Annotated in this window: 10 protein-coding genes; 3 read left to right on the forward strand and 7 right to left on the reverse strand. The window is 66.4% G+C overall.

The genetic code is table 11. The annotated features are described in order from the left end of the window. Positions 1-88 precede the first annotated feature (88 nt). Both gndA and ACTODO_RS03405 read left to right on the forward strand, forming a co-directional pair. Positions 89-1555 (forward strand): NADP-dependent phosphogluconate dehydrogenase, encoded by a 1467-nt coding sequence (gene gndA / locus ACTODO_RS03400; protein WP_003791428.1) that lies wholly within the window; start codon positions 89-91, stop codon positions 1553-1555. Positions 1556-1692: 137 nt separating this feature from the next. Continuing rightward, positions 1693-4050 (forward strand): transglycosylase domain-containing protein, encoded by a 2358-nt coding sequence (locus ACTODO_RS03405; RefSeq protein ID WP_003791431.1) that lies wholly within the window; start codon positions 1693-1695, stop codon positions 4048-4050. A gap of 350 nt (positions 4051-4400) precedes the next feature. Here ACTODO_RS03405 and rplI read toward each other — a convergent pair whose 3' ends face one another. The 5 genes from rplI to ACTODO_RS03430 form a co-directional block, all read right to left on the reverse strand. Then, on the reverse strand, positions 4401-4859 hold the full coding sequence (gene rplI, locus ACTODO_RS03410) for a 50S ribosomal protein L9 (protein ID WP_003791433.1): 459 nt from the start codon (positions 4857-4859) through the stop codon (positions 4401-4403). Positions 4860-4880: 21 nt separating this feature from the next. Next, complete coding sequence (gene rpsR / locus ACTODO_RS03415) at positions 4881-5123, reverse strand: 30S ribosomal protein S18 (RefSeq protein ID WP_003791435.1); 243 nt, start codon at positions 5121-5123, stop codon at positions 4881-4883. A 94-nt stretch (positions 5124-5217) separates the two neighbouring features. Continuing rightward, a complete protein-coding gene (locus ACTODO_RS03420) occupies positions 5218-5784 on the reverse strand; it encodes a single-stranded DNA-binding protein (RefSeq protein ID WP_003791437.1) in 567 nt (188 codons plus the stop codon). A 35-nt stretch (positions 5785-5819) separates the two neighbouring features. Then, a complete protein-coding gene (rpsF, locus tag ACTODO_RS03425) occupies positions 5820-6110 on the reverse strand; it encodes a 30S ribosomal protein S6 (protein WP_007589137.1) in 291 nt (96 codons plus the stop codon). Positions 6111-6375: 265 nt separating this feature from the next. Continuing rightward, the gene (locus ACTODO_RS03430; protein ID WP_003791440.1) at positions 6376-7749 is read right to left on the reverse strand and encodes an MATE family efflux transporter; all 1374 of its coding nucleotides are present in this window, start codon (positions 7747-7749) and stop codon (positions 6376-6378) included. Positions 7750-8087: 338 nt separating this feature from the next. On the opposite strand from ACTODO_RS03430, the gene dnaB reads away from it, so the two are divergent. Continuing rightward, a complete protein-coding gene (dnaB, locus tag ACTODO_RS03435; protein ID WP_003791442.1) occupies positions 8088-9440 on the forward strand; it encodes a replicative DNA helicase in 1353 nt (450 codons plus the stop codon). Between the two features lie 921 nt (positions 9441-10361). Here the strand turns inward: dnaB and rarD are convergent. Both rarD and ACTODO_RS03445 read right to left on the reverse strand, forming a co-directional pair. Further along, on the reverse strand, positions 10362-11312 hold the full coding sequence (rarD, locus tag ACTODO_RS03440) for an EamA family transporter RarD (RefSeq protein ID WP_003791445.1): 951 nt from the start codon (positions 11310-11312) through the stop codon (positions 10362-10364). Then, positions 11309-12631, reverse strand: coding sequence for a glutamyl-tRNA reductase (locus ACTODO_RS03445; protein WP_034511951.1), 1323 nt, complete (start codon positions 12629-12631; stop codon positions 11309-11311). Before ACTODO_RS03445 ends, rarD begins: the two co-directional genes overlap by 4 nt. Positions 12632-12681 lie beyond the last annotated feature (50 nt).

Consider the following 12681-nt stretch of genomic DNA (forward strand, 5'->3'; position numbering starts at 1 on the left):
GACAATCGTCACGCCCGCGCATGGTGCACTCCCGGTCATGCCGCCGTACCCTGGGAATTATTCAACTTTTTGTTAGGAGTGTTATCGCATGAGCACGTTCACCCCCGAGAAGGCGTCGGCCGACATCGGCGTGTACGGCCTGGGAGTCATGGGCGCAAATCTGGCCCGCAACCTGGCCCGCAACGGCTACGCGACCGCCGTCTTCAACAGGACCCCGGCTCGCACCGAGAAGCTCATGGCGGAGCACGGCGACGAAGCGACCTTCGTTCCCGCGTCCACGCTGGAAGACTTCGTCGCATCGCTGCGCGCACCCCGCGTCGCGATCATGATGGTCCAGGCCGGCCCCTCGACGGACGCCGTCATGGAGCAACTCGCCGATCTCATGGACGAGGGCGACATCATCGTCGACTGCGGTAACTCCCTGTTCACCGACACGATCCGCCGCGAGAAGTGGGCCGCCGAGCGCGGCCTGCACTTCGTGGGCGCGGGCGTCTCCGGCGGCGAGGAGGGCGCCCTGTGGGGTCCCTCCATCATGCCCGGCGGCACCCCGGCCTCGTACGACCGCCTCGGCCCGATGTTCGAGGCCATCGCCGGCACCTACGACGGCGTCCCCTGCTGCACGTACATCGGCGCGAACGGCGCCGGCCACTTCGTGAAGATGGTGCACAACGGCATCGAGTACGCCGACATGCAGGTCATCGCCGAGGCCTACACCCTCCTGCGTGAGGGCCTGGGCGCGACCCCGGCCGAGATTGCCGACATCTTCGCCGCCTGGAACGAGGGCGAGCTCAACTCCTACCTCATGGAGATCACCGTCGAGGTCCTGCGCCAGGTGGACGCCGAGACGGGCAAGCCCCTCGTCGACCTCATCGTGGACGCCGCCTCGCAGAAGGGCACCGGCAAATGGACGGTCCAGACCGCCCTCGACCTGGCCGTCCCCGTCACAGCGATCGGCGAGGCGACCTTCGCGCGCGGTGCGTCCTCCGAGCCCGCCCAGCGCGCGGCCGGCCAGGCGCTCGTGGGCAACGCCACCGCCCTCGTCATCGAGTCGGACGAGGCCCGGGCCGCGTTCATCGAGGACGTGCGCCAGGCGCTCTTCGCCTCCAAAATCGTCGCATACTCGCAGGGCTTCGACGAGATCGAGGCCGGCGCGAAGGAATACGAGTGGGGCATTGACAAGGGTGCCCTGGCTCGCATCTGGCGCGCGGGCTGCATCATCCGCGCGGCCTTCCTCGACGACATCACCCGCGCCTACGAGGCCGACCCCAACCTGCCGCTGCTGCTGGCCGCTGAGCCGTTCGCGACGCGCTTCCAGGAGTGCACGCCCGCGCTGCGTCGCGTCGTGGCCCAGGCGGCCCTCGCAGGCGTTCCGATTCCGGTGTTCGCCTCGTCCCTGGCCTACTTCGACCAGATCCGCGCGAAGCGCCTGCCGGCCGCCCTCATCCAGGGCCAGCGTGACTTCTTCGGCTCCCACACCTATCACCGGGTAGACAAGGAGGGTGTCTTCCACACCCTGTGGGCGGTCGATGGTCGTCCCGAGGAACAGTGGTCCTGATCTGAGACTGCGGCGGAAGCCGCACGAGGGGGTGGGTGCTCGGCACCCACCCCTTTGTGTTGCAGCCCATACTTTGGGGTTCTTTCGGGAAACCCGGTTAATCTAGGGGTACACCAATCCGCTGAAAGGGCGAATACGTGGCTACTAACAACGGACAGTCTGACTGGAACGACATCATTGAGCCTGGCGGCTCCGGTACGTCAGGGCGGGACTCGCTGCCCTCGCGACGTGCGGCGCGCGCCGCGGCGGGATCGCATGCATCCCGGAAGGCTGCCAAGGCGTCGTCGGCCGGTAAGAACGGCCCGGCGAAGAAGAAGCACCGGTGGGCCAAGCGCATCGGCTACTCAATTCTGACCGTCTTCCTGGGCGTGTTTATCGCGGGCATGGCGGTGTTCCTGTACCTCTACAACACGCTGACCGTGCCCGCGCCGGATGACCTGGCGCTCGCGCAGAAGACCACGGTCTACTACGCCGACGGCACGACCGAGATGGGCACCCTGGGTGACATCAACCGTCAGATCATCGACACGACGACGCTTCCCGACTACGTGTCGAAGACGATCGTGGCCTCCGAGGACCGCACGTTCTACACGAACTCGGGTGTTGACCTGAAGGGCATCTTCCGTGCCCTCGTGAACAACCTGCGCGGCGGCGCCCGCCAGGGTGGCTCGACGCTGACCCAGCAGTACGTGGAGCGCTACTACATCGGCGAGACCACGTCCTACACGGGCAAGCTCAAGGAAGCCGTCCTGGCCATCAAGATCAACCGTGAGAAGTCCAAGGACGAGGTTATCGGCGCCTACATGAACACGATCTACTTCGGTCGTGGCGCGTACGGCATCGACGCGGCCGCCCAGGCGTACTTCGGCCACGGTGCCTCTCAGCTGACCCTGTCCGAGTCGGCGCTCCTTGCGGCCGTCATTCCCGCGCCCTCCGCATGGGACCCCGCCGTCAACCCCGACAAGGCGAAGGAGCGCTGGGAGCGCGACCTGAACCTCATGGTTGAGGACGGCTGGATCACACAGGCCGACAAGGATGCCGCGGTGTTCCCCGAGACGATCGACCCCGACACGCTCAATAGCGCGACGATGACCGGCACGAACGGCTACCTGATGGCCCAGGTCAAGCAGGAGCTCCTCGCGTCCAACCAGTTCGATGAGGACAAGATCAGCCAGGGTGGTCTGCGCATCACCTCCACGATCGTCAAGGAGCACCAGGAGCAGGCGGTCGCGGCCGCCGAGGGCATGAACGAGGTCAAGGGCTGGGATCCCACCCACCAGCACGTGGCCCTGTCCTCCATGGACCCGGCCACGGGCGAGATCCTCGCCGAGTACGCGGGCGCGGATTACGAGAAGCGCCAGCAGAACGCCGTCACGCAGGACATCGCGATGGCCGGCTCGGCCTTTAAGCCGTTCGCCCTGCTGGCGAACGCGCGCCTGGGTGGCACGGTCTACGACACGTACTCGGGTAAGTCCCCCCAGTATTTCCGAGGCATGGGCACCCCGGTCTCGAACGACGGCGGCTACTCCTTCGGTAACGTCACCCTCGTGAAGGCGACCGCGTACTCTATGAACACGGTGTTCGTGGGCCTGAACGACGACGTTGAGCCGGAGAATACGCTCAAGGCCGCCATCGACGCGGGTATTCCCGAGGACACGGTCGGCCTGAACGACGAGCTGCTCAACGTCTTGGGCCCCTCCTCGCCGCACAACATCGACCTGACGACCGCCTACTCGACGATCGCGAACGGTGGCGAGCGCGTCACCGCCCACATCGTTAAGAAGGTCGAGGACTCGAACGGCAAGCTGCTCTACAGCGGCGACGTGGCCCCCAAGCGCGTCTTCGACGTCGAGGAAGTTTCCTCGATCATGCCGGCCCTCGAGGCTGTCACGAAGGGCGAGGGCACGGCCGCCAACGTTGATCCCGCGATCGCGCGACTGACGACGGCCGGCAAGACCGGTACCTCCTCGGACCAGCTCTCCGCCCAGTTCGTGGGCTTCGTGCCCGGCATGGTGACCGCCGTGTCGATGTACCAGTCCGACGATGCCGGTAACTCGGTGCCCCTGGATGACGTGGGCGGCCTCGCTCAGTTCCACGGCGGCGACTGGCCGGTCGACGTGTGGATCGACTACATGAAGCCGGCGACCGCAAACCTGCCGGGCGACGACTTCCCCTGGAAGGTCGAGTCCAACCGCAAGGTGCACAACAACGCGCCCACGCCCGCGCCGAGCGCGACGACCGACGCCCCGCAGTCCGCTGCCGAGCCCACCGAGACGCCTACCCCCACCGAGACGCCCTCCGCCGAGCCCACCGAGAATTCGGAGAACGGCGGCAATGGGAATAACGGCAACGGCGGGAACAATAACGGCGGCAACGGTCCCAACAACGGCAACGGCGGCAATAACAACGGCGGCAACGGTCCCAACAACGGCAACGGCGGGAACAATAACGGCGGCAATAACAACGGCAACAACAATGGCGGCCGAAGAAACTAGCTGCGCGTCCTAGCGCCGATGTTGCGGGCCCCGAGGAGCATCCTCGGGGCCCGCGGTGTGTTCACAGGGGTGTATGCGTACGCGGATAGGAAACGACGATCCGGATAGGTTATGAACATCCGGATAGGTTAATAACCTATCCACAAGCGAATAACCTATCCGGATGCGCACAACCTATCCAGATGTGAGCGTATGTGCTCCCATCATGTGCCCTCTGTTGCCGCGCCCCAGAGGGGACAAGCAATGACGTGTCGTAGCCGAGCGTCAGATCTTGCAGGCAGCAAAAGGGGTGGCCCCCGCTCGCATGAGCGGGGGCCACCCCTTCAGCATTCAACCGATGCGTGAAGCCTTCACTTCGCGGCGGAAACGCGGACCTTGAGGTTCGCGGACACCTCGGGGTGCAGGCCGACGGTCACCGTGTAGTCGCCAACGGCCTTGATGGGCGAGGCGATGATGACGCGACGACGATCGATGGTCTGGCCCAGCTGCTCCTTGACCGCGTCAGCGATCGCAGCAGCGGAGACGGCGCCGAACAGGCGGCCGGAGTTGCCAACCTTGCCGGAGATCTCGACAACGGCACCCTGGAGGGCGTCGCGCACGGCGCGAGCGTCGTCGATCGTGGCGATCTCGTGGCGGCGACGAGCAGCGGCGATCTGATCGATCTGCTTCTGCGCGCCGGCGGTCCACTTGGCGGCGTAGCCGCGGGGGACCAGGTAGTTGCGGGCGTAGCCAGCCTTGACCTCGACGACCTCGCCGGCGTGGCCGAGGTTGGGGACGTCGTGGGTGAGGATCAGTTTCGTGGTAGCCATATCAGCTGTGTCCTTCCCTTATCAGCGGCCGGTCGTGGAGTAGGGCAGCAGAGCCATCTCACGCGCGTTCTTGACGGCGCGAGCGATCTTGCGCTGCTCCTGGGTGGAAACACCGGTCACGCGGCGGGCGCGGATCTTGCCGCGGTCCGAGATGAACTTACGCAGCAGAGCGGTGTCCTTGTAGTCGATCTTTTCGATCTTGGCCGACTTTAGCGGGTTGGCCTTCTTCTTGATGGGCTTGTTGCGAAGTTGGGGCTTCGCCATGATGGTCTCCTAGTGAATCCGGGCGGACTGTGCCGCCCCAAGCGTGTTGTCTTCGACGTGGCGCTTTCCGGCGTAGGTGCCGGGGCGCGCGACTTTAGAACGGGGGCTCGTCGCCGAAGGAGGTGGCGCCGCCAGCGGGGGCGGAGCGCCACGGGTCCTCGGGGGAGCCGCCGGTCGGTGCGCCGTAGTTGGCGCCACCCTGGCCATATCCACCCTGGCCGCCGCCGTAACCGCCGCCCTGCTGGGGCGCGCCCTGCTGGCCGCGGTTGTCGGACTGGTAGCCGCCGCCACCGGAAGGGGCGGTGCGGGTGACCTGCGCGCGTGCGCGGCGCAGGGAGGGGCCGACCTCGTCGACCTGCAGCTCAACGACCGTGCGACGTTCACCCTGCTGGGTGTCGTACGAGCGCTGGGTGAGGCGACCCTGAACGATGACGCGCATGCCCTTGCGCAGCGACTCGGCGACGTTCTCAGCGGTCTCGCGCCACACGGAGCAGCGCATGAAGAGGGTGTCACCGTCGCGCCACTCACCGGCGTTACGGTCGTAGGTTCGGGGGGTGGAGGCCACCGTGAAATCGGCGACCGCGGCGCCGGACTGCGTCCAACGCAGTTCGGGGTCAGCGGTCAGGTTACCGATGACAGTGATGACGGTATCTCCGGCCATGTCGGCTCCTCGGGCTTAGAGGGTGTGGTGTCGGCTCAGTGAGCGTCGGGGCGCAGGAGCTTCGTACGGAGAATGGTCTCGTCGATGCCCATGCGGCGGTTGATCTCGAGAGCGACCTCGGGGGTCGTGGTCATGTCGATGACGACGTAGATGCCCTCAGAACGCTTGAGGATGTCGTAAGCAAGGCGGCGCTTGCCCCAGACGTCAACGTTCTCGACGGATCCGCCGTTGGCAGCCACGGGTGCCAGGTACTTCTCCATCATGGGGGCGACGGTGCGCTCGTCGATCGAAGGATCGAGGATCACCATCAGTTCGTAGTTACGCACGTTGGTTCCCACCTCCTATGGTCTTTACGGTCACGGACGGTCCGTGACAGGAGGGCGTTGCGTATGGCCCGTGAGGGCCTGCTGGACCGGCCGCGGGTGCGGATAGTCCAGCTACCCACTTTACACGGGTGGCAGCGTCTTCGCTAGGGCGTTTCCGGTCACGATTGGGCTCCTCGGGACGAGGCCTGGGCCCGCCCTGCCGGGAGGTCGAACCCCGCGCGACACCGGGGGTGCGCACGAGGCCGGCCCCGGCCTCGTCGATCGGCTACAGCGAGCGGGCGCCGAGCCCGTTGGTGAGGGCCCGCATGCCTGTGTAGACGGCCGAGTAGGTGAGCCAGACCATCGCGAGCGCCAGGGAGGGGCGAGCGGTGAGGGTGGACGAGTGGGCGATGATCCACAGGAGCGGGGCGTAGACGACCAGGTTGACGATGCCGGCGACGGCCAGGTAGCGGCCTCGTCCCGCGCCGATGAGGACGCCGTCGAGGAGGAAGACGTAGCCGGCGATGGGCTGGAAGAGCGCGCCGACGATGATGGCGATGGTCGCGTAGTCGATGACGGTCTGGTCGGTCGTGAAGATGCGGGTAATCCAGGGCGCGGTGATCGCCAGAGCGACGCCGACGGCGACGCCGAAGCCGATGCCCCAGCGCGAGAGGGTGCGCAGGAGGGGGCGCATGGCGCCGCGCTCTCCGGTGCCGGTCGTGAATCCGGCGAGCGCCTGGGCGGCGATTGCGAGCGCGTCGAGCACGTAGGCGGCGAACGTCCACAGGGTCCACACGATCTGGTGGGCGGCCAGGGCTTGGGTGGAGATCGCCGTGACCGCGCTCAGGGTCGCGAGGAGGGCGACGCGCAGCGCGAGGGTGCGCACGAGTAGCGGCGCTCCCTCGAGTGCCGCGCCGAACAGGCCGTACGTGGAGGGGCGCAGGCTCACACCCTCGCGCCGGGCCGCGCGCACGATCATCCACCCGAGGAAGGCCGCCATGAGGGTCTGCGTCATCGCGGTGCCCAGGCCGGAACCCGCCACCCCCAGGTTGAGGGGGTACATGAGCATCCAGTTGGCCACCGCGTTGAAGGCCGCGCCCACGGACGCCGCGACCAGCGGGGTGCGCGTGTCCTGCAACCCGCGCAGGGTGCCCGTGGCCGCCAGGACGACGAACATGCCGACGAGGCCGGGCGCAGAGGCATGCAGGTAGGCCAGGGCGTGCGGCATCGTCGCAGCGTCTGCCCCCAACCAGGTGAGCAGGGGAGAGGCGAAGAAGGCCAGAAGAATCGCTGCGAGGGCGCCGAGGCCTCCCGCTAGCCACATGGCCTCGACCCCCGAGCGGATCGCACGGTCGCGCCGCCCGGCCCCCAGGTGGCGGCCCGCCAGGGACGTCGTGGAGTAGGCCAGGAAGATGAAGAGCCCGACCGCCGTGTTCAGCACGGTCGACGCGATGCCCAGGCCAGCTAGCTGCGGGGTGCCCAGATGGCCGACCATCGTGGAGTCGATGACGGTGAACAGCGGCTCCGCGATGAGGGCCCCCAGGGAGGGCAGCGCGAGGGAGAGGATCATCCGCGTGGTGATCGTCGGGGTCGACGAGGCCGGGGCCTCCCCACGCTTCGCGGGTGAGGTCGGGTCGCTGGGTCCCTGTGTGCTCGTCATGACACTCCGATTCTTTTCCACAATGTGTGCACAGGCCTGTGGAAAGCCGTGCATTAGGAAATTCTAGATGGCCCAATGAATGACAATGATGTGACTGTGATGAGGATATCTGCCCTGACAGATCGGTCGTTTCGCGTTGTGCACAGGCGTCGTCGGCGTTGTGCACAGGTTATCCACAATATGTGCACATGCCCGTGCACAGCGTCGTTCGCGCAATCGCCTACAACGCGTTAGTCTTCGCCTGAAGGCTCTCTATCCACAGGGCTTCAGGCCGCGCTCGCGGCACTCAGCCCAGCCCCGGCCTCGTCCCAGAAAGCCCCGCACCCGAGAGGATCACGATGTCCGACGACCAGTTCGACCGCGTCCCGCCGCAGGACATCGACGCGGAGATGAGCGTCCTTGGATCGATGATGCTGACGACCGAGGCCGCCAACATCGTCTCCGAGATGCTGCGCGGGCAGGACTTCTACCAGCCCAGCCACGAGACGATCTTCGACACCATCGTCGAACTCAACGGCCGCGCGGAACCCGCCGACGCTATCACCGTCGCCGGCGAACTCAAGCGCGCGGGCGTCCTGTCGAAGGTGGGCGGCGCCGCCTACCTGCACACCCTCATCGCCTCCGTGCCCACCGCCGCGAACGCCGCCTACTACGCGCGCATCGTGCGCGAGCGAGCCATCATGCGCCGACTCGTCACCGCGGGCACGCGCGTCGTCCAGCTCGGCTACGCGGACGCGGGCGGCGACGTCGACGAGATCGTCGATCAGGCCCAGGCCGAGGTCTACGCCGTCTCCGACGGGCGCGAAACCACCGACTACGTCTCCATGACGCAGATGAGCTCGGACATCCTCAACGCCCTCGAAGACATCGAGAAGAACCAGGGCAAGCTCAACGGCGTACCCACCGGCTTCACCGACCTCGACGAACTCACCCAGGGCCTGCACGGAGGCCAGATGATCATCGTCGCCGCCCGACCCGCCATGGGTAAGTCCACTCTCGCCCTGGATTTCTGCCGTTCCGCGTCCATGAAGCACGGCATCACCTCGCTGATTTTTTCGCTGGAAATGAGCTCGCAGGAGATCGCGATGCGTATGCTCTCCGCCGAGTCCGGCGTGCGCCTGTCCAAGATGCAGGCCGGCAAAATGAGCGACGTCGACTGGCGCAAGGTCGCCGAAACCACCTCGCGCATGAGCGAGGCTCCCCTGTACGTCGACGACTCCGCGAACATCACCATCTCCGAGATTCGCTCGAAGTGCCGCCGTCTCAAGCAGCAGGAAAACCTGGGACTCGTCGTCATTGACTACCTCCAGCTCATGACGAGCGGCCGCCAGGTTGAGTCGCGTCAGCAGGAAGTCTCCGCGATGTCGCGAAATCTCAAGCTTCTGGCCAAGGACCTCGACATCCCGGTCATTGCAGTCGCACAGCTGAACCGTAACTCCGAGGGCCGCACCGACCGCAAGCCCATGATGAGCGACCTGCGTGAGTCCGGCTCGCTCGAGCAGGATGCCGACATCATTATCCTGCTGCACCGCCCCGACTACTACGACAAGGAAGATCGCCCCGGCGAGGCCGACATCATCGTCGCCAAGCACCGCGCCGGCGCGACCGCGACCGTCACCGCCCTCTTCCAGGGCGACATGGCGCGCTTCGTCAACTACACGGGACGCCCGGAGCCCGGCGGCGGAGAGTAAGGGCTGTTTGCCTGGGCCCCGCCTGATCTCCGGCCGCCGCGTGGCCTGCCCGCCCGCGAGCCGTTGGCGCTGCATGTTGTTGCTGTGTGACACCGCTGGTGTTCCGGGCGCCGTCGGGCCCGGCCGACCGCGAGATCGCCACACGCGAGCCTGGCGGCTCGGAGTGGTCGATCTCGAAGCCCGCCCGTGCCCTCCGGACCCTCCGGCACCCTCCACACCGGCGGCGCTGTGTCGCTGTGCGTGGCTAGCACGCTCACCGCTCGCCCCTAGCAATTTTGCACGTAATTCCCCTCAGACTATTTCAGAATTTGAATTGCATTCGTTGGTATTTCAATGTTTCTGAGTGTTGTTGAGGGGCTGGTCCGATCGAATGACGTGCGGGTTTTCTGAGGAGCGGGTATGTGTCTGAGCGCGGCGCGGTTGTTTGAAACCGTCATCGCCTTTGCGGGCCGGTAAGGTGCGCCAGTTGAAACCGTCATCGCCTTTGCGGGTGAGAAACGGGCGATTTTGGTGCGGTTTTCGGTCGCAGTGGTGTTGTTGGTTTCAATGGTTGCTGTTCAGGGGCGCGCAGTGGTGATGGGGGTTTCATGCTGGCCTGCAGCGGCGGTCGCAGTGGTGGCGGTGGTTGCACCATCGCGACGTCACCGCCTCTTGTGCGCGAACAAGTTCGCCCTGCTTGGTCTGATGGTGGGAGAATGCGTGAATAGGTTCGCCCAGCGCACGAGAGAAGGCCTAGAATCGGTGTTTTGTGGCGTGCTGGGCGAGTTTTTTGCGAAAACACCGTAGTAGGGGCTGCGCTGGGCGAACTTTGTCGCGGGTGAGCCTGTGAAGGCCCCGTGTTGGGCGAATTTTGTCGCGGTGCGGTGGTTGTGGGCGCTCCTCGCAGGCTCGACGTGCCCGACGTAACGGACGTGCCCGGCCTCAGTCCTGGTGACCCGCGCGCGCCAGGCGCTTGGCGCGCACGGAGGAAAGCAGCCAGTCGGCGCTCAGACAGCTCAGCGCCACCCACACGACGCCCATCGCGATCCAGCGGAATGTCGGAACGGTCTCGTGGAAAATGAACACTGCGACGAGGAGCTGCAGGGTGGGCCCCAGGTACTGCAGGAAGCCCATCGTCCCCAGGGTCAGGCCCCTCGCCGCCGAGGCGAACATGATGAGTGGGATCATCGTCAGAGCACCTGCGCCCAGCAGGAGCGCCAGGTGAATCACCCAGGAGACCTCAGAGCTGTCGGAAGAAGCGATCGTGTGGAAAGACGTCGAGGATGTCGCAGCCAGGTAGGCGTAGTAGCCGAGCAGGATGGGCGAGACCGCGGCCGTCTCGATCGCCATGCCCGCGAGCGGGTCGACGCGTGCGGCCACGTCCTTCTTCACGAGGGAATACAAGCCGAACGTCAGAGCGAGCGTCAGCGAGACGATGGGGACTGAACGCTGGCCGATCACGAGGATGACGACGGCGACGACGCCGAGGGCCAGGGCCACCTTCTGGATCGGGGTGACGTGCTCGTGCAGCACGATGAGGCCCAGCGCGATCGTCACGAGGGGGTTGATGAAGTATCCAACCGCCGCATCAGTAGTGTGGCCGGCGAGGACTGCGTACACGTACACCGACCAGTTGATGACGACGAGCCCGCCCGCGACCGCGAGGCGCCACAGGGCTCCCCGGTCGGCGATCAGCGCGCGGATCTTTCCCAGTGAACCCGTCACAGCGAGCGCAACAACACAGAAGAACAGGCCCCACACCGCGCGGTGGACGATCACCTCGACGGCGCCGGCGGGGGAGAGCAGCGAGAAGTAAAGGGGGAAGAATCCCCAGATCACGTAGCAGGAAACGCCGAGGGCGAGTGCGCGTGGTTCGTTCTTCTGGGTGCTCATGCACCCAGTGTATGAACATCGTGTGGGCAGACGCCGCCGCGGGAACGGCCGTGATCACCTGGCGAGAAAGAGTGAGGGGCCGCGTCGTCCCCCGAAATCAGGGTGGTCTCGTCGATGCCGAGGACCACGCCCAGGGCCTCCAGGTAGCGTTCCTGCTGGCTCTCCTCGCCCGCCCTGCGCGCCATGACGGTCGGGTTGTGGATGAGGCGCGCGGCCAGGTGACGCAGTGCTCGGGCCACGTCGTCGGTCGAGAGGGGATCCTCGCCGAGGCGATCGATCTCCTCCTCAACTATGCGGAAAACGCGTGAGCGCAGGTGCCGCACGACCGGGTCCATGGATCGGGCGCCGAGGCCGCGCTCGAAGGAGGAGACCTCCTCGTCGATGATGGCGCGGGCGCGCGTCAGTGCGTCAGCATCGACGGCTGGGACCGACGCCTGGATGGTCGGCAGATCGATGAGAGTGATGTTCGGGAGTGAGGCAACAGAGCTTTCGGTGTCGCGCATGAGCGCGAGGTCCAGGACCACGGTACGCCCGGCCTGGGCGGCCATGTCGCGAGTCAGGATGGGGCTTCCCAGCCCTCGGCACGTCACCACGAGGTGGGCGCGTTCCAGAGCAGAGGGCAGGCCTGCGGCATCAACCCAGCCGATGCCTCGCCCCTCGGCGAATTCGCGTGCGCGCCCGGACGTCGAGTAGACGGCCACGTCCGATGCGCCGAGCGCGTGCAGGGCGCTGACGGTCGCCCCCGCGTAGGCGCCCGTGCCGACGATGAGCACGCGCGCGCCCTCCCACGGTCGCAGGTGAGCCGCAGCCATGTCGAGGCCGACGGCGACGACGGATCGTCCAGCCCCGGCCAGTCCGGTCTCGGTGGCGACGCGGCGGGAGGTCGCAGAGGCCCGTTCGGCGGCGCGCCCCAGGTCGCAGCTGAGGGTCCCGTCCTCCCAGGCTGTGTGCGCGGCGCGGCGCATCTGCCCGGCGATTTCGCGCTCGCCAATGACCATGGACTCCAGTCCCGCCGCCGTTGAAAATAGATCGACGAGGCCGTCGCGACCCCACTGGTGCCGCAGGTGCACGTCCTCGCGCTGCGCGTGCGAGGCCTGGGCTAGCTCGCGCTCGACCGCGTCCTTGAGCGCGTGGGGGTTGGCCGAGGCCGGAGCATCGACGTAGACGGTGACGCGATTGCAGGTGCGCAAGACCATGACTCCGCGGGCCTTTGGCAGCGAGCGCATGAGGGTAGGACCCAGGTCGTTCGCGCCGGAGAGCCGGGCGATGTCATCAAGGGGGGTGTAGCGGTGGTCCGCGGAGAGCACATGAATAGTCACAACGCGTCCATTTAAGGGCACGCGGATAGCGCGGGCAGAGGAGCGAAGCT

It is taken from the genome of Schaalia dentiphila ATCC 17982 (genome assembly GCF_000154225.1).
GTDB lineage: Bacteria > Actinomycetota > Actinomycetes > Actinomycetales > Actinomycetaceae > Pauljensenia > Pauljensenia dentiphila.

Coding starts and splice junctions, on each gene's coding strand:
- ACTODO_RS03420 (WP_003791437.1), bottom strand. CDS start 5,784: ATGGCCGGAGATACCGTCATCACTGTCATCGGTAACCTGACCGCTGAC.
- dnaB (WP_003791442.1), top strand. CDS start 8,088: ATGTCCGACGACCAGTTCGACCGCGTCCCGCCGCAGGACATCGACGCG.
- ACTODO_RS03430 (WP_003791440.1), bottom strand. CDS start 7,749: ATGACGAGCACACAGGGACCCAGCGACCCGACCTCACCCGCGAAGCGT.
- rarD (WP_003791445.1), bottom strand. CDS start 11,312: ATGAGCACCCAGAAGAACGAACCACGCGCACTCGCCCTCGGCGTTTCC.
- rplI (WP_003791433.1), bottom strand. CDS start 4,859: ATGGCTACCACGAAACTGATCCTCACCCACGACGTCCCCAACCTCGGC.
- gndA (WP_003791428.1), top strand. CDS start 89: ATGAGCACGTTCACCCCCGAGAAGGCGTCGGCCGACATCGGCGTGTAC.
- rpsR (WP_003791435.1), bottom strand. CDS start 5,123: ATGGCGAAGCCCCAACTTCGCAACAAGCCCATCAAGAAGAAGGCCAAC.